Origin of the sequence: Legionella taurinensis (assembly GCF_900452865.1) — a bacterium.
Classification (GTDB): domain Bacteria; phylum Pseudomonadota; class Gammaproteobacteria; order Legionellales; family Legionellaceae; genus Legionella_C; species Legionella_C taurinensis.
Genome location: NZ_UGOZ01000001.1, coordinates 1,927,354 through 1,943,705, shown reverse-complemented (window position 1 = coordinate 1,943,705; position 16,352 = coordinate 1,927,354). Strand labels below are relative to the sequence as shown.

Below are 16,352 nucleotides of genomic sequence, written 5' to 3'. Positions count from 1 at the left end.
TGCTAACACTGTCGTGCAAAATCGTAAATGCCACGCTTGTTTAGCAGGGTAAACTCCTGTAATTTAAAAAGATTATTAAATGGCGTAAGGACCGTCTTTTACCATGCGCAAATTGCTCGCTACTCTGCTATTGCCGGCCTGCTTGTTGCCGCAGCCCGCTTTGTCTTACAGTATGCGTCATGCCAGCAAACCCTTTGTTCCGATGGTTGATAATCAGGCTTTTCGTGATGAAATCATCAGCTACGTGCGCGGTATTGCCATCAATCAAATCAAGCAGACTCCTTTGCAGAACCTGCAGACGCTGGATGCGACCTGGAACAACTCCTACCAAAAATCCGACTGGAGTGTTCATGTCAGTCTTTATCATCTGGGCAACAAGGTCGGCGAAGGGACAAGCCATGGATCAAGTCTTGCGGAAGTGTTAAAAAAAGCAACGGACATGTCGCTGAAACCGCAGCCGACCGATCGCCTCAATGAAGCGGAATTAAATCATTACCGCTTTAAAGTGGCCTTTGATTATTACCCTGCACGCCGGTATTCTTTTATTGAATACGGCGAAAAGGGCCTTGAATTAACCGGCAGCCGTGTGGCTGTGCGCACGATGACTGCAGACTCCCTGAAGGAGCAGATCAAAAACAGCGAAGCGTATTTACTGAAAACCATGCACCCGCAATTGCATGGTTTTTTCAAATTTTATAATGCAGGGAAAGACAAACAGCAGGAATTGTTGCGCACCATTTACTCCTCCTCCAGTTTATACACCCTGCTGATGCTTTATCGTGCCCATCCGGATCAGCGCTTGTCGGCGCAGTTTAAACCCATTGCTGATTTTATTCTTTCCAATCAGGTAAACGAGGGACCTCATGCCGGAGGGTTTTACTATGGCTACAATCCCGAAACCCAAAAAAAATCCTGTCGAGTGGTGGTCGGTACCACGTCCAAAACCATTTTTACCCTGCTTGAACTTAACCAGTTTTATCCCGATGAGCCCAAGTACCTCGCGGCCGCTAAACACGCCGGCGATTGGTTGTTGACCCGCGTCAATCAGGACGGCACGGTGATGCCCGTGGCCAGTTGTACCAGTGGTCAATGGAAAGACAGTAAAAAACAGTCTTTCCTTTATTCTGGTCAGGTGCTTTCGGCCCTTTCAAGGCTCTACGGGGTTACGCATGATCAACGTTACCATCAGGGGGCTTTAAAAATTGCAGGGCAATTTTTAAAGCAAATACAGACACAGGGTTTCATCGTCGGTGATGATTACCGGCCGGCCAACTCCATTTCCTCAAGCTGGGTGATGATGTCGCTGATTGATCTGGCTAAAGTAGACAACAACCCGGTCTACCGTCAAACCATTGATGACATTGCCAAAGCCATTCTGGCACGGCAGATTACGGATAAAAATGACATTTACAGTAATGGACGCTACCTCGACGCGATGACAACCAGCGGCAATGGCTGGATTAATGAAGTCATGGGCGTGCTTTATCAATTTTGCACTCAACAGGGCGGCAGTCAATGCCAGCGTTACCGGGAGGCGATGATCCTGACCAGCCGTTGGTTACTGCAGAATGCCTATACGCCGCAGAATTCGTACAATGTTAAAAATCCTGAGCGGGCAATTGGCGGATTTATTACCAATTTTACCACCCGCACAGTCCGCACCGATGCGGTCTGCCACGGGGTGAACAGTTTGATTATGCTGCTTTCAACGAGTGGCGATGGCAACAAGCCGCTGATTAACTTACCGGAAAGACCCTTAATCGAGATACTTCCGCTATTGCGCGCAGGCAATGGGTTTCTATGAGCGAACAAAGCAGTAAAGACAAAGTGTATGAGTCTTACGATAAAATAGTCGATTGGTATGACGCGCATCGCAGCCGTGACCTTTTTGAAAAACCTTACCTCGATGCGGTGTGTGATGAAATACGGCGCAGCAGTAAAAAGATACTGGATTTAGGCTGCGGAACCGGCGAACCCATCGCACGCCATTTCATTGAACAGGGGTTTGCCATTACCGGCGTGGATGCGTCAGTAAAAATGGTTGAACTGGCAAGGCAGCGTTTTCCTGAGCAACGTTTCATTGTCGATGACATGCGCACGCTGGCACTTGATGAAACGTTTGATGCCATTCTCGCCTGGCACAGTTTTTTTCATTTGCCGCCGGATGATCAGCGGGCTATGTTCAAGGTGTTTGAAAATCACCTCCAGGTGGGCGGTGTCTTGCTTTTTACGACAGGATCTTCGGAAGGCGAGGTCTGGAGCGACAATGGCGGCCAGAATCTCTACCATGCCTCATTAAGCCTGGCGGAATATCAATACCTGCTGGCACTGCATCACTTTACCGTGCTGACCCACAAAGTCGCTGATCCGGATTGTGGCGGCGCCACCGTTTGGCTTGTGAAGTATACGCACAAGCCAATCCATTACGCTGATCATTGAGTGTCATAAAGGTCTTCAAGGTTGGTATTGTATTGTATTGAGATCATAACCTGTATAAAATTTGTTTTTTGTTGCCTGCGACTCCGGCGGATAAATTAAATTCTCAGCATGGTAACCGTGTTCTGATAAAAAAGTGGCTAAAAGCGCGCCGCCAGATTCACTCAAATTGTCTTTGGATACTTTTTGGCATTGCATGGCGACTGTTTTGGCCGCATCGAGATCGGAAGGCGCATGGTCCCATAGCGTTCCGTTAAAGCACAGGCGATGGTGTGTGATTTTTTTGGACTCAGGATCATAGTAAGTGATGGAGAGAAGGCCGTCGACGCTGCTTTCCCGGATTAGCCAGGGTGACGAAAATTTGTCCATTTTATTTGCAATGATGGTTTGTGCTTTTTCCCAATCAAGCATGGCATAAATGTAACTGGAGCTGTTCTTGTTCGATTTAGGCTTAAATAGACCCTGCGCTGTTATCATGGTTTCTCCTTGGATTTTGAATCGCCCTATAGTACCTATTTTCACGAATCAGTAACTATTTTTTTACACATTTTTTGTTGCATGCACTAAAGGATGACACAGACTGCAAAATGAAATTCACCAATCAGGGGTTTAGCAGTTGACGCGAATCACCAGTATTGTACAATCCCGACAATTCCGCGGAGGAACAAGCGGTTATTGTCCCCGAAACTTGTATTATCAGGAGTGTAATCAGGGTTCATGATGCCAACGACAACCGACCATAACGCCTGTGATTTGATCCTGTTCGGCACCTTGGGTGATCTTGCCCGACGCAAACTGCTTCCTGCACTGTATCAACTGGAAAAAGCAAATCTTCTGGCAGCAGAGACGCGACTGATTGGTTGTGCACGCGAAGCCTTAAGCAATGATCAATACGGCCAATTTTTAAAAACCAATTTCGAACGTTTTGTTGATGAATCAATCGATGAAACCGTGTTGCAGCGGTTGCAGCAACGCAGTCACTATGTGCAAATGGATTTAAGCCAGGCCGCGGATTACCGAAAACTTCTCGATGCCGTATCTCCCGGGCAAGGTATTCCCGTCAGTTATCTGGCCGTGCCGCCTTCGTTATTTGGGGCCATCAGCCAGGGTTTGGCCAGTGTGGGGCTCGCTGAGGGAGCCGCGCGCATTGTACTGGAAAAGCCCATCGGCCATGATCGGGCGAGTTCCATTACGATAAACGACCAGGTGTCCCATTATTTTAATGAAAATCAGATTTATCGTATTGATCATTACCTTGGCAAGGAAACCGTATTAAATTTATTGGTGCTGCGTTTTGCCAATTTCATTTTTTCATCAAATTGGGATCGTACCGCCATCGATCACGTGCAAATCACTGTCGCTGAAGAAGTCGGGGTGGAGGGGCGCTGGGGTTATTATGATGATGCCGGTCAAATGCGGGACATGGTGCAGAACCATTTGTTGCAGATTCTGTCATTGATTGCCATGGAGCCGCCGGTGAGCCTTGATGCCGATAGCATCCGCGATGAAAAATTAAAAGTGCTTAAGGCCTTACGCCCCATCGATCACACGAATGCGCTGCAAAACACGGTACGAGGGCAATACGTCAGCGGCGTTCTTCGTCACCGTGCTGTTCCCGGTTATTTGCAGGAAGAGGGGGCGCGCGCTGCGAGTACGACGGAAACCTTTGTCGCGCTGAAGGTAGCCATCGATAATTGGCGATGGTCAGGGGTTCCCTTTTATCTGCGTACCGGTAAACGCATGGCAAAAAAACAAAGTGAAGTGGTGATTTATTTTAAACCGCAACCGCATAATATTTTTGCCGCCACCTGCCCAGAGTTAAACGCCAACAAACTGATTATCCGCTTACAGCCGGATGAGGGCGTTGAAATTCAAATCATGAATAAAATACCAGGCCTGGGTGAAACCATGCAGCTTAAAGAAAGCCAGCTGGATTTAAGTTTTAATAAAACCTTTGAAGCCCTGCGAATCGCCGACGCGTATGAACGCCTGTTGCTTGAAGCCATGCTGGGGCATCAGTACCTGTTTGTCCGACGCGACGAGGTAGAGCAGGCCTGGCAATGGGTCGATGGCATTCTTAAAGCCTGGGAAGAAATCCAGACTCCGCTTCATACTTACTCCGCGGGTTCATTAGGACCTGAAGCGGCACAAACACTGCTGGCGCGGCATCAACATCAATGGGATTAACAGGATGCAATTAAATCATTTTAATGATTCAACCGTATTAAACGAGCAATTTGTCAACGAGATTACCGGGATTCTTGACCAGGCCATTCAGGCGCGTGGACAGGCTTATCTCGTGGTTTCCGGAGGAAGTACGCCCAAAGCATTATTCCAGCGTTTAGCCCAGGCCGATCTGGATTGGCAGAAGGTCACTATCACCCTCTCTGATGAACGCTGTGTGGCACCGACGGATCCGGACAGCAATGAAACCCTGGTGAGAAGTTATCTTCTTAAGCACCAGGCAGCCCATGCGCAGTTTATCAGCCTCCATAGCGATAAACCGACACAGGACGAACGCCTGTTGGACATTGAAGATCGCCTCAAGACCTTGCCGGTGTTTGATATCGTTATTCTGGGGATGGGCGAAGACGGGCACACCGCGTCGCTGTTCCCCTGCAGTGAACAAATTGAGGCGGGTCTTCATGATGAACGCCTGATTGTCTTAAGCATTGTACCGAAAACAGCACCTTATCCGCGGATTTCACTGAGTAAAAGCAGGCTGCTGAAAAGCCGGCATGTTTATCTTCATCTAGTCGGTGAAAACAAACTGGCGGTGCTTAACCTGGCCTTGGCCTCAGACAGAGCCACTGCCATGCCGATTCGGGCTTTTCTGCAACATCCTGGCACGGACGTGCAAGTGATGTTTGCCGCGCAATGAGGTGAGTTATGCATCCAGTCATTCAGCAGGTCACTGACCGAATCAACGAACGAAGCCTGAAAAGCCGCGAACACTATTTAAAACACCTTGAGGCAGCACGCCTGAAAGGCCCGCAGCGCAAAGCGCTGCATTGCGGTAACCTGGCCCATGGATTTGCCGCCTGCACTCCCGAAGACAAAGGCGACATACGTGCCATGGTGAAGCCCAACATTGCCATCGTGTCTTCGTATAATGATCTACTCTCCGCCCATCAGCCTTACGCGGCTTACCCCTCGCTTATCAAGCTCGCGGTCCGTGAAGCAGGGGGCGTGGCGCAATTTGCTGGCGGGGTGCCGGCCATGTGCGACGGGGTCACGCAGGGACAACCAGGCATGGAGTTAAGCCTTCTAAGCCGCGATGTCATTGCCATGGCTACGGCCGTGAGTCTTTCGCACAACCTGTTTGACGGAGGGTTGTTGCTTGGGATCTGCGATAAAATTGTTCCCGGCCTGTTGATGGCGGCGCTGGCTTTCGGACACCTGCCTTTTCTTTTTGTACCCGCAGGCCCCATGCCAAGCGGCATTGCCAACAAGGAAAAGGCTCGAGTACGGCAGTTGTATGCGGAAGGACTGGTCAATGAAGAGGCTTTGCTGGACGTGGAAGCCGCGTCCTACCATAGCCCGGGGACCTGTACTTTTTATGGTACCGCCAATTCCAATCAGTTGGTGATGGAGCTCATGGGGCTGCAGTTGCCTGGCTCTTCGTTTGTTCATCCGAATACGCCCCTGCGTCAGGAATTAACACGTGCTGCTGCCCGCCGTGTTGTGCAGTTAACGGATTTGGGCGATGACTACCTTCCTTTAGGCAAATTGATAACCGCCGCCGTCCTGGTCAATGGCGTGGTGGGTCTGCTGGCTTCCGGCGGCTCCACGAACCATACCATGCATCTCATTGCTATCGCGCGCGCCGCGGGCTTTGTCCTCAATTGGGACGATTTTGCTGAGTTATCGACCGTAACGCCGCTCATTGCCAAAATTTATCCCAATGGTCAAGCTGATATTAACCATTTTCAACAGGCAGGCGGCATGGCTTACTTCATTCGGACTCTGCTGGATGCCGGTTTGCTGCATGAGGAAGTCGAAACGGTGGCTGGTTTTGGCCTGGGTCGTTACACCGAGCAACCCTTACTTGACGGCAATCAGCTGCAATGGGGCAGCGGTGTTAAGCATTCCCTTGATGAGCAAGTATTAACTTCGGCTGAAAAGCCCTTCAAACCGCAGGGGGGATTGCAGGTTTTAAACGGCAATCTCGGTCGGGCTGTGATAAAAACCTCTGCGCTGGCTGACCATCAGGAGGTGATTGAAGCCCCGGCTGCTGTTTTTGCCAGCCAGCATGAACTTGAAGCGGCGTTTAAAGCAGGCGAACTGAACAAAGATTGTGTCGTCGTTGTCCGCTTCCAGGGTCCCAAAGCCTGCGGCATGCCGGAATTGCATAAGCTCACGCCCATTCTTGGCGTACTGCAGGATAAGGGATATCGGGTGGCCTTGGTGACTGATGGGCGTATGTCTGGCGCGTCCGGTAAAATACCGGCGGCGATTCATGTTACCCCGGAGGCAATGGATGGGGGTGTGATTGCCAAAATTCAAAATGGCGACCGCCTGCGTGTGGACGGCCGCGAAGGGGTTTTGCAGTTGTTGGTCAGTGACGAGGAATTGGCCACACGTCCGCTGCAGGTAAACGAGGTATCTTCCTGCCATCAGGGTATGGGACGTGAACTGTTCGGCAGCTTGAGAAGGCATTTCTCCGGTGCCGAAGAGGGTGCCTGCAGTTTGTTTGTGAGCGAGGACGATGTTCATGCTTAACCAGAATACCTACGCCATTGTGGCGGATATTGGCGGAACGAATGCCCGATTCAGCCGTGTGAATCTGCGTAGCCTGCAGGTTGATCGCCTCGCTGTTTTTCCATGTGCCCAATTTGCCGGTCTCGATGCTGCCCTTAAGCATTATCAGTCCAGTCAGCATTTACAGGATATACGCCACGCCGCGATTGCCATTGCCTGCCCGGTAACCTGTGATCACATCCGCATGACCAATCTGGACTGGCAATTTTCAATTCAGGAGTTAAAACACCAGCTGCAATTCGAGCAATTGCAGCTGGTTAATGATTTCACGGCGACAGCAATGAGTCTGCCGGTATTGCCGGCCACCGAGCGATTGCAGATTGGATGCGGGCTGGTGGATAAGAGCAAGCCCAAGGTAGTGCTGGGGGCGGGGACAGGGCTTGGTGTGGCGCATTTAGTTCGCGCAACAGAAGGCTACATCCCCTTGCCTGGCGAAGCAGGGCATGGCGGCTGGGCGGCGCAGACCGAGCAGGAATGGTTTATTCAGCGTTTTTTGCATGCGCGTTATGGCCATGTGTCCGTCGAGCGGATTATTTCAGGACCTGGCCTCGAAAACCTTTATCTGGCCATTGCCGCTTTTCACCAGCAACCGGTTGAACCGTTAACCGCAGCAGAGATTGCGCACAGGGCGCTAACGCAACAATCGCCGCTGGCCAGCGCTGCCGTATTGCAATTCTTCGCCAGCCTGGGCAGCTTTGCCGGTGATCTTGCCCTGTCGCTCAGTACCTTTGGCGGTGTGTACATTGCTGGCGGTATTGTTCCCAGGCTATTGCCGCTGATGGCAGAAAGCGAGTTCAGACACCGCTTTGAAGCCAAAGGACGCTTTGCCGCCTTTAATCGCAACATTGCGACCTTTGTCGTGACGACTGAACAGCCAGGGTTGTTAGGTGCAGCCGTCTATCTTAAACAAATCATGGAAAAAAATTATGCCCTCTGTTAACACGTTATCGGCGGCTTCGGTATTGGCAATGGGGCCAATCGTTCCGGTGGTTGTTCTCCATCACCTTGCCGATGCGCTACCCTTGGCTGAAGCCGTATTAAACGGCGGCATTAAGGTGCTGGAAATTACCTTACGAACGCCGGTGGCGCTTAAAGCCATTGATTTACTGAGAGAACGCCTGGCTGAAGCCTGCGTGGGTGCAGGCACGGTGGTGAATGGTCGGCAATTACAACAATGCATCGAAGCCGGAGCACAGTTTGCCATTAGTCCAGGATCAACAACCGAGTTACTGCAGGCAGGATTGCAGAGTCAAGTTCCCTTAATTCCCGGTGTTTCGAGTGTGTCTGAAATGATGGAAGGGATGAATTGCGGCTACAGTCATTTTAAATTTTTTCCGGCAGAGGCGGCAGGGGGTATTCCTATGCTGAAAGCCATTTCGGCCCCATTTCCCGACCTGCGGTTTTGTCCTACTGGCGGTATTCATGCTAAGAATTATCTGGACTACCTGACGCTGGCTAATGTAGAGTGTGTCGGCGGCTCCTGGGTTGTACCTGATGAGGCAATTAAACAAAAAAACTGGTCACTCATTACCGATTTGTGCTCGACTGCTTTGGAAAAAGCATCGCATCCTGCAGCAGTAAATTAAAAAAAAACAACATGGACTTTTTAAGGATAAAATATGGCATGGTTAGTCGCAATAATAGGCTCGCTCGCTGGATTTCTTTTTGGTTATGATGAAGGCATTATTGCCGGATCGCTTGACCTGTTGAAAAATCACTTTACGCTCACCCACACCCATGTCGGGACCATGGCCGCAGCACTTCCGTTTGGTGCGTTGTTCGGCTCCATGTTGATTGGTGCTCTGCTGGGAACGCGTTACGTCAAACGCTTGGGACGACGCTCGTTATTGTCCTTTGCCGGCGCACTTTTTTTCATTGGCGCCCTGGGTGCGGCGCTTGCTCCGGCTACCTGGATGCTTATTTTGTCGCGATTTGTTCTTGGGTTAGCGATTGGTATTGCTTCAGTCACAACACCCCTTTACTTAGCTGAAACGGCGCCGGTGAATTTACGCGGCGCTATGGTTGCCATTTATCAATTAGCCATTACCATTGGTATTGTCTGTGCCTACAGTGCCAATTACCTGCTGATTGAACATCAGGCCTGGCGGACGATGTTTGCTTCCAGTGCCATACCGGCATTCATCTTGTTTGCAGGCATTCTATTCCTGCCCGAATCACCGCGATGGTTATTGAGTGTCGGCCGACGCGAAGCTGCTGCGCGTTCGCTGCGCCTGCTGCGTCGGCAAGCGTCCATTACGGAGGAACTAACCCACATCGAAACCACGCTCAAACGCGAGCCGGCCGAAAAAAACTGGAAGGCCCTGTTTCGAAAACCATTACTGCCCGTCTTGTCATTGGGGATGATTTTATTCTGTCTGCAGCAGTTAAGCGGTATTAATGTCATTATTTATTTCGCACCGGAAATTTTTAAAAACCTGGGTTTTACCAATGCCACGGGCCAGATTCTTGCCACCATGGGTATCGGCATTGTTAATTTACTGGTGACGGTTCTCGCCATTTACTGCGTTGACTGGATTGGCCGCCGCAAATTGTTGTTGATTGGCTTCAGCGGCGCTTGCATCAGCCTTGCAGCGCTTAGCGTGTTTTCCTTGTATCAGGTCTCGTTGCTTGGCTATTTGTCGGTGCTCTGCCTGACGGTGTATATTTTTTCATTTGCTATCAGCATTGGTCCGGTACCGCATATCGCCATGGCTGAAATTTTCCCCCTGTATGTTCGCGGCGCAGGAATGGGGCTGTCGTCCATGAGCAATTGGTCGTTTAACACGTTAACGGTTTTTACCTTTCCCCTCCTGCATAAAGCCATTGGCATTGAATACACCTTTATCATTTATGCCGTGATTTGTTTTCTCGGTCTGGTGTACACCATTTATTTTATGCCCGAAACAAAAAACATCAGCCTGGAGTCCATTGAAGATTACCTGCTAAGCGGTAAACCCCTGCGTGAATTGGGCAGAAAACCTGCACCGCAATCTTCCGCTTCGCTGCCACTGGATGATACCGGGGAAGCCGTGTTTAATTAATACGACAGCCACTGCTTTTAAAAGGGCAGCGGCTGTTGTAGCTGTTACAACTGCTGTAGTTTGTTATCTCCGTATTTGCTGGCCTTACACTCTTCTTGATACCTGAACGTTTTGTGTGAAAACCTTCTCCCTGGGGAGAGTAGAGGTTATTTTGAAGACAGCCACACAAATGGATGCCCGCCTGCGCGGGCAAGACAAAAGAGGCTCAGCTCGTAGGTAAGCGCCTGACAGGGCATGGGGTAACGCCGCTTAAGTCTGTCGTGCCTGCGAAGGCAAGCAAGAAATCACATTGACTATATGACGGAGGATTTGTTGGGTTTTTCGCAGGTTAGGTCTGACAACAGGGCATGTGGTATCCCTCTTGGCGTCTGAGGCTTGTCGGGGGCAGAGGCTGACAAGGCATGCCGTACCCCCACTTTAGCCGGTCTTGCCCGCGCAGGCGGGCATCCATCAGGTTAATTCACCCAATTTGGTTTCGAGCTTCTGTTGCAGCGTAATGGCCCGAAGTGTTGCTACGTAACTCCAGGTAAGCGAGTTGGCGCCTTGCGGATTGCCGGTGTATAAGTTGATTTGTTCGCTTAAATTTAAATCCGCAGCATACTCTTTAACGAGACTCAGGTAAGCATTGCCCTCTTCGAAATACTGTTTAATCAGAGGCACATTGGCTTGGGTCAGTGGTAACATGTCGCCCAGGGTGTAGTAATATTCCGCCATGGTCGCTGTCAGAATATACCAGGGGTTGCCTTCGCCGTCATTGCGGTAACCATCATAAGTATCGCCAGGGTAGCGGCCGAACAGGACGGCTTGATAGTGATTGTCATTAATGGGGAAAAGCGCTCTATACTGTCTTTTTAAGGCTGCGGCTGTGTTTTTTACATACAGATTGTCCGGAGCATAAACGCCGTCATGGGTATTGGCCAACAGCACGCCCAACATCACCGCCGAATCAAGCTCCAGCGTTTTCTGCGGTCCTGAATGAGGCGGCAGCGTCGCCTGGATGAGGATGTTTTTAGAGTCTAAATGCTCGCCAAGCCGCAGTTCAATAAAGCGGGCCTGTGCTTCATAATAGACTGCCGCCTCATTATCATGGAGTGCCCTGGCCAGCTTGGCGCCTTCGATGAGGGCTTTTCGTTGGCACATCGCTGTAAAAAAATGATGACCGTACACTTCTTCCCAAAGATCATAGTTCATGTCCTGCCAATGGTGGGCGGTGTATTCCAGATCAATTTTAATGGCGCCCATGTTCGCCGTATCCAGGCTCTGGTTATACAAATGGGTTTTTACATAGGCTGATTCGTCATGGTTCAGTAATACCTGGGCAAAACGAATCAGTGTTATTGCCCTCAGGGCGGGACCGTCATTTTGCGGTCTGCCCCATGGGCCCTGGTAGGGGCGGCTGTCCATGTAAAACTTGGGTTCCCCGAGAATATCAAACCCGGGTAGCGTCTCAGTCTGGTGTTGAACCCGTTCTACCCAGCTGACGTAATTCAGCAGGCGGGTTTTGTCTTTGGCGTTGAGGTTGCTTTCGTAAACATGTTCAATGAAATCCATGGCAATGGCTGAATCACGCGTCCAGTCATAATAATAATCCGGGTTGGCTTTTGACGGGGACGCCATGATGGATCCCTCGGAGGTGATGTTGGCGAGAAAATTTTTTTTGAGGGTTTTGATGTCATCCGCTGAGAAAATCGACGCGGCAACGCTTTGGGTAATTAAAAAATAAAGTAAAAAAGCGAAAATCCTTCTCATTGAGTTAACCTGTTGATCAGTTTAAGAATCGCCGATCTTACCGGAAAGCGATCTTTCCGGCTATAGGTTATTTCGGTGAATAGTCAATGCGCACCGAGGGGGATTGTTCTGATGCGCTTCGTCGTTTATTCGAGGGTGACGCAGGGAAAAAGGTGCAGGTATTCTCAACGTCGATAGTCGCCTGCACATTAATCCGTTTAACCGAGAGGCCAGGGTATTTGTCCTGATAGGGTGAGAAAACAGAGCATTTGTCTTTTTCAGGAAAATGATGGCTAATCATGATTTTAAGTGAGCTGTTTTTCTTCACCAAAACCGCAATCAGGTTGCTCAGTTCAAGGTAGTTCCGGGGGTCATAGTGTTCAATAATAAGGCTTTCCAGGTGCGGCATGTTGGAGCTGTTGAGGAAGCCCAATAAATCCATGAATCCATGGCCGTCTTCGGCTGAGGCAGTGGACGTCGGTCGGTGAACCACGGTTAAATGCCTGATTTTGCCGAGTGAGTTTAGGTTAGGGCAACTGTCCAGACGGTTGCAGATATCCAGCAGATCACTCGAAGCCTTAAGCAACACGGCGACTTTGGCGGCTTCCGTACCGGTTTTGTCCATGAGGGTTGTATCCTGCTTTTGTTTTTCAGACAGGGTGTTTAACAAGGCAGTTTTTGCCTTTGTTAAATCCTTCTGCAAGGATTCCTTAGCGAGGATCGCAGCTAAAAAAGCCTGCAATGCTGTGTTTTGCGCCTCTTTATAAGCAAATAAACTTAACACTGGGCGGCTTTTGAAGGCGTCTTCAAGGGTTGTTTCTTTACCCCCGGAATTTAGGGAAAGTTCAAACAAAGCATTGGTTTCACACACCTCACGGCAGTCCCGCAAAAGCGCATGCAACTGGTTTAAAATACCAAAATAGGAATAATGCCGCTTAACCGCCTTGTCTGGTGCGTCATCGGTCAGCGAGTAGTGCTGTTTGCTGAATGGATCAACGAAGTAAAGGTATTGGCCAGGGTTTTTAAGCATCTCACCCAACAGGCAAATCATTTCAAACAGTCTGTTTTTAAATTGGCTTTGCTGCCAGGTGATGATTTGTTTACGAAAAGAATCGGGATTTCCAAGCCACTGCAAATCGATTTCAAGCAGTGCGCTATCCCGGATCGCGACAAGGGATGACGGACTGGCTGGCAGTTCGTCCACCTCCGGTAATTTCATCACCCGGGTGTCATGGATGGACTGGTTATCATTGTCCTCTTTGCCCGGCAAGGGAGGCGTGGATTTGCTTTTCAGCGTCGCTGATTTCGCTTCGCTTTGATTGTCCTTTGCTAAAAAAGCAGGGGAAGCCGGTTTACTGTCGTACGTTTTCAGTTTTCCCGTCCGGGCTGGCGAAGGGGTATTCCCATAGTTCGGGAACTGGCTGTAGGTTTTGGTATAATTGAGGGTCGGTTTTTTATCTTTGCTATCACGACTGTCCCTTTTATCATCTTTCATCATATCCCTCCCGATGGATCACTGGAGTGGTTAGAGTATGCCAAAAACGGGGGGATGAAAATGTGTTTAACGGGTTTTTATCGCGGCTTCGGGTAAGTGATTCGAGACCATCCTCCGTGCCATCCGTTTGCTTTCTTCATGCCTGTACAAATCCTGGCGAGTTGATTATAGTGACGCCGTTAATCATCAGATGAAGCGGGGATTCCGTGATGAGTCAGGTACTTTCACCCATTGCCTGCCTTAAGCAATGGCTTTTGGCAGAAAAGGATGCCGGAGCGGCCAATCCACAGCACGCCGTGCTGTCTACCGTTGCCTCTGTGCCTCATCCGGTACCGCATGCGCGGGTAGTGGCTCTGCGCGAAATCAGCGAAGACAGCCTGTTGTTTTTTACTCAAAGAGGGACCCGAAAAGTCAACGAACTGACGGCCAATCCTAACGCGGTGTTAACGTTCTGGTTTGAGTTGCATCAGCGACAGATAAGCTTTGAAGGGGAAGTCCAGGGGCTGTCGGCTGAGGAAACTGCCTGGTATTGGCAAAATAATGCGCGCGAAGCACAGTTACGGTTTTCAAGCTACGCCCCCACGTCAGGGCAACCTATCCCGAGTAAAGACGTCCTCGAGCAAAAAAGAGAACGCCTTACGATGGAATTGAAGGATAAACCAATTCCACACAGCCCGCTTTATTGCGGTTTTCGTTTCAGACCAAAAACCGTTTACTGTTACAGTTACCGTACTGATGAACTCTCGGATGTAAGCCGTTTCAGCTACAGCGAAGGCACCTGGATTCATCAGTTGCTTTCTCCCTGATTGAGCCTGTACAAGCTTCGGTGATTTGGTTATAGTGCGCCTCGTCAATGACGGATTGACAACGCATTACGGAGAATATCATGAAGTGTAAAGCCATAGCCTGCGCGGTGTTAGTGACCCTGTCTGCCGGTGCTGACGCGGCATCGACAGCCCGTGAAACCATAACTTACAAAAATGAGCGGGGTTCAGTATTAACCTTGCATTTTACCTCAAAAGACACCTTGTCAGGGACTTTCAAAACAGCGGTTGCATCCAAAGAATGCCAGGAGGCGATTGGCAGTGAACGGCCTGTCGTGGGTTATATTGTAAAAAATGCCATTACCATCAGCGTGGATTATCCTGCCTGCGGTTCGGTGCTGACCTTCATCGGCAACATTGAGCAGGGCAAGGCTATGATTGATACCACGTCGATTCTGGCGCATCAATCAACGCATATCGCGACACAGGGTCCGGGGGCGCGTTTTATCGGGCATGATGTGTTTAAGCGCGTTTAATGGGATTGCCTGCCTGTGATGCAGGCAGGTGGCCTGGTAGTTCGCAATGCCCCTTCGAAGTTGTTCAAGGTAATGGTGAAAGCGTTGCGGGTCTTCACGCAGGGCGTCTCGCTCGCCGCGGGAAATTTCCAGTTGCACACCGTACTCGGGGGTAAGATTAATGAAATTGTCGGGATTCATTCCCGACAAAGAACCGCCGCACAACCCGGTTGCAAATCCTCCGGATTGCAGGGCCTCGCAGAGGTGACGCTGAAGCAAGGTGTTAAGTCCCCCGGTTAACGTCAGACGCTGCAAGCGTCCTTTCATCCCGTGAATCGCCAGCGTAACGCGAGCGTCCTGTTGCAGGCGGGCGAGTTCGGGTGCGCGAAAGCGCGTAGACGTCACGTGCAGGGCTCGCCCTGGCCGCCTCAAGCCTTCGAAGAGGAATAAACTGTAGTGAGGGTAAGCTAATTGCCGCGCAATCACCTGAGTAAACGGTTCAATGGTGCCGCCATGAGGCGCTGCAACAAGTAACCAACTGTTACGGGAAATGCTTTCCTCACGCCAGGCCGAAGCCTGTTCATTCTGCTTTAACGCATGAAGGGTAGTATAGACATCCACGCTGTGTCCGTATGGGGTTCTTTTTATGAGTGTAGTGAATGGAGAGACGCTGTGCATGTTATGGCGTGTCATCGGTTATTTTAAAATAATTTTAAAATAACACTGTATTTTTCAAAATTATTTGCTAATATGGTCACCCCTGCAGGATTTTTATCTTTATCGAGCCTGTGGATAATTTTCAAGCTTTCCCCTGTTTTATCTGTTAATTTCCGTTTATCTTTGTTGATTCGCTCAGTGTTTATAAGGTTTTTTTGTGGTTTTTGTAAGTTATGCACAATCTGCTTATCCACAAAATCTGTGGATAAGTCTGTGCATACGCTGTAAAACACGCTGAATTTCCATCTTTTTCGTCACTGTTCAAAATTTATTGACCTTTTTGTCGGAAAGTCTTGGTTAGGACTACAGGCAGCCTCTGTTTCAAGATAAAATCATTCTTTTATTCTGGTTTTAAGATAGTGCATCATTATCAGGACTTAATTACGTTATTTAATCACTGTTTCGCCGCATCCCATAATACGCGATTGGTCAAAGGGAACGAGGAACCCATTTATCTTCCAGCCGACGAAGAGCGGCCATGGCATGCCATTGTCTTTGCTCATGGTTTTTTCAGCAGTGCGCTGCATGAGTGTGCGCATTGGTTAATTGCCGGCGCCGAGCGGCGTTTGCAGGTTGATTTTGGTTATTGGTATGTTCCGGATGGACGTAATGAGGAGCAGCAGCAATTGTTTCAGCAGGTGGAAGTCAAACCGCAGGCCATGGAATGGATTTTATCAATGGCTGCCGGGTGCCGTTTCCGTCTAAGCCTCGATAACCTCAATGGGGCGCCAACGGATTATCAGGGCTTTAAAGAGGCGGTGTATCAACAGGTCCTGCGCTATTGCCGGCAGGGCCTGCCGCCGCGGGCGGCACGCTTCCGCCAGGCGCTATGCGAGTTTTACTGTACGGATGCCGCTTTGGACGAACAGCAGTTTGATTGTTCTGTGCTGTAAAA

16 protein-coding genes are annotated in these 16,352 nt (G+C 49.8%); 11 read left to right on the top strand and 5 right to left on the bottom strand.

Translation table 11 applies throughout. The annotated features are described in order from the left end of the window. Nucleotides 1–103 precede the first annotated feature (103 nt). A complete protein-coding gene (locus tag DYE45_RS14910) occupies nt 104–1,804 on the top strand; it encodes a glycoside hydrolase family protein (protein WP_242602693.1) in 1,701 nt (566 codons plus the stop codon). Then, nucleotides 1,801–2,439 (top strand): class I SAM-dependent methyltransferase, encoded by a 639-nt coding sequence (locus DYE45_RS08995; protein WP_108292711.1) that lies wholly within the window; start codon nt 1,801–1,803, stop codon nt 2,437–2,439. The genes DYE45_RS14910 and DYE45_RS08995 overlap by 4 nt, the downstream gene beginning before the upstream one ends. Before the next feature lie 15 nt (nt 2,440–2,454). Here the strand turns inward: DYE45_RS08995 and DYE45_RS08990 are convergent, their stop codons facing one another. After that, nucleotides 2,455–2,913 (bottom strand): hypothetical protein, encoded by a 459-nt coding sequence (locus DYE45_RS08990; protein WP_108292709.1) that lies wholly within the window; start codon nt 2,911–2,913, stop codon nt 2,455–2,457. A 240-nt stretch (nt 2,914–3,153) separates the two neighbouring features. On the opposite strand from DYE45_RS08990, the gene zwf reads away from it, so the two are divergent. The 6 genes from zwf to DYE45_RS08960 are packed head-to-tail and all read left to right on the top strand — an operon-like array spanning nt 3,154 to nt 10,238. Next, nucleotides 3,154–4,623 carry a glucose-6-phosphate dehydrogenase gene (gene zwf, locus DYE45_RS08985; RefSeq protein WP_218563731.1) on the top strand — a complete coding sequence of 490 codons (1,470 nt, stop codon included), beginning with the start codon at nt 3,154–3,156 and terminating at the stop codon, nt 4,621–4,623. 4 nt (nt 4,624–4,627) lie between these two features. Then, nucleotides 4,628–5,317: a 6-phosphogluconolactonase gene (gene pgl / locus DYE45_RS08980; RefSeq protein WP_115300794.1), complete on the top strand. Its 690-nt coding sequence runs from the start codon at nt 4,628–4,630 to the stop codon at nt 5,315–5,317. An 8-nt stretch (nt 5,318–5,325) separates the two neighbouring features. Then, nucleotides 5,326–7,158: a phosphogluconate dehydratase gene (edd, locus tag DYE45_RS08975; protein WP_108292705.1), complete on the top strand. Its 1,833-nt coding sequence runs from the start codon at nt 5,326–5,328 to the stop codon at nt 7,156–7,158. Next, entirely contained in the window at nt 7,145–8,137 is a 993-nt protein-coding gene (glk, locus tag DYE45_RS08970; protein ID WP_370447868.1) for a glucokinase, read from the top strand. Before edd ends, glk begins: the two co-directional genes overlap by 14 nt. Next, entirely contained in the window at nt 8,124–8,783 is a 660-nt protein-coding gene (locus tag DYE45_RS08965; protein WP_108292701.1) for a bifunctional 4-hydroxy-2-oxoglutarate aldolase/2-dehydro-3-deoxy-phosphogluconate aldolase, read from the top strand. The genes glk and DYE45_RS08965 overlap by 14 nt, the downstream gene beginning before the upstream one ends. A 33-nt stretch (nt 8,784–8,816) precedes the next feature. Further along, on the top strand, nt 8,817–10,238 hold the full coding sequence (locus tag DYE45_RS08960) for a sugar porter family MFS transporter (RefSeq protein ID WP_115300793.1): 1,422 nt from the start codon (nt 8,817–8,819) through the stop codon (nt 10,236–10,238). 450 nt (nt 10,239–10,688) lie between these two features. Here the strand turns inward: DYE45_RS08960 and DYE45_RS08955 are convergent, their stop codons facing one another. After that, nucleotides 10,689–11,987, bottom strand: a complete 1,299-nt coding sequence (locus DYE45_RS08955; protein WP_108292697.1) for a glycoside hydrolase family 15 protein — start codon at nt 11,985–11,987, stop codon at nt 10,689–10,691. A gap of 67 nt (nt 11,988–12,054) precedes the next feature. Next, nucleotides 12,055–13,464, bottom strand: coding sequence for a hypothetical protein (locus DYE45_RS08950; RefSeq protein ID WP_133138187.1), 1,410 nt, complete (start codon nt 13,462–13,464; stop codon nt 12,055–12,057). 206 nt (nt 13,465–13,670) lie between these two features. Between DYE45_RS08950 and DYE45_RS08945 the strand changes: the two genes are divergently transcribed. Beyond that, nucleotides 13,671–14,267, top strand: coding sequence for a pyridoxine/pyridoxamine 5'-phosphate oxidase (locus DYE45_RS08945; protein WP_115300792.1), 597 nt, complete (start codon nt 13,671–13,673; stop codon nt 14,265–14,267). An 80-nt stretch (nt 14,268–14,347) separates the two neighbouring features. Next, nucleotides 14,348–14,761 (top strand): avidin/streptavidin family protein, encoded by a 414-nt coding sequence (locus DYE45_RS08940; RefSeq protein WP_108292691.1) that lies wholly within the window; start codon nt 14,348–14,350, stop codon nt 14,759–14,761. On the opposite strand, the gene DYE45_RS08935 is transcribed toward DYE45_RS08940, so the two are convergent. After that, nucleotides 14,693–15,361 (bottom strand): poly-gamma-glutamate hydrolase family protein, encoded by a 669-nt coding sequence (locus DYE45_RS08935; RefSeq protein WP_160160708.1) that lies wholly within the window; start codon nt 15,359–15,361, stop codon nt 14,693–14,695. The two genes, DYE45_RS08940 and DYE45_RS08935, sit on opposite strands and share 69 nt — an antisense overlap. A gap of 80 nt (nt 15,362–15,441) precedes the next feature. Beyond that, on the bottom strand, nt 15,442–15,651 hold the full coding sequence (locus DYE45_RS08930; protein ID WP_133138188.1) for a hypothetical protein: 210 nt from the start codon (nt 15,649–15,651) through the stop codon (nt 15,442–15,444). A 165-nt stretch (nt 15,652–15,816) separates the two neighbouring features. Here DYE45_RS08930 and DYE45_RS08925 point away from each other — a divergent pair, with 165 nt between their 5' ends. Continuing rightward, entirely contained in the window at nt 15,817–16,350 is a 534-nt protein-coding gene (locus tag DYE45_RS08925; protein ID WP_115300790.1) for an elongation factor P hydroxylase, read from the top strand. The last annotated feature ends 2 nt before the right edge of the window (nt 16,351–16,352 follow it).

What these genes read in the sequence shown, in the direction of transcription:
- pgl (WP_115300794.1), top strand. Translation starts at nt 4,628, where the DNA reads ATGCAATTAAATCATTTTAATGATTCAACCGTATTAAACGAGCAATTT.
- DYE45_RS08995 (WP_108292711.1), top strand. Translation starts at nt 1,801, where the DNA reads ATGAGCGAACAAAGCAGTAAAGACAAAGTGTATGAGTCTTACGATAAA.
- edd (WP_108292705.1), top strand. Translation starts at nt 5,326, where the DNA reads ATGCATCCAGTCATTCAGCAGGTCACTGACCGAATCAACGAACGAAGC.
- DYE45_RS08965 (WP_108292701.1), top strand. Translation starts at nt 8,124, where the DNA reads ATGCCCTCTGTTAACACGTTATCGGCGGCTTCGGTATTGGCAATGGGG.
- DYE45_RS14910 (WP_242602693.1), top strand. Translation starts at nt 104, where the DNA reads ATGCGCAAATTGCTCGCTACTCTGCTATTGCCGGCCTGCTTGTTGCCG.
- DYE45_RS08940 (WP_108292691.1), top strand. Translation starts at nt 14,348, where the DNA reads ATGAAGTGTAAAGCCATAGCCTGCGCGGTGTTAGTGACCCTGTCTGCC.
- DYE45_RS08960 (WP_115300793.1), top strand. Translation starts at nt 8,817, where the DNA reads ATGGCATGGTTAGTCGCAATAATAGGCTCGCTCGCTGGATTTCTTTTT.
- DYE45_RS08955 (WP_108292697.1), bottom strand. Translation starts at nt 11,987, where the DNA reads ATGAGAAGGATTTTCGCTTTTTTACTTTATTTTTTAATTACCCAAAGC.
- zwf (WP_218563731.1), top strand. Translation starts at nt 3,154, where the DNA reads ATGATGCCAACGACAACCGACCATAACGCCTGTGATTTGATCCTGTTC.
- DYE45_RS08950 (WP_133138187.1), bottom strand. Translation starts at nt 13,464, where the DNA reads ATGATGAAAGATGATAAAAGGGACAGTCGTGATAGCAAAGATAAAAAA.
- DYE45_RS08990 (WP_108292709.1), bottom strand. Translation starts at nt 2,913, where the DNA reads ATGATAACAGCGCAGGGTCTATTTAAGCCTAAATCGAACAAGAACAGC.
- glk (WP_370447868.1), top strand. Translation starts at nt 7,145, where the DNA reads ATGTTCATGCTTAACCAGAATACCTACGCCATTGTGGCGGATATTGGC.
- DYE45_RS08945 (WP_115300792.1), top strand. Translation starts at nt 13,671, where the DNA reads ATGAGTCAGGTACTTTCACCCATTGCCTGCCTTAAGCAATGGCTTTTG.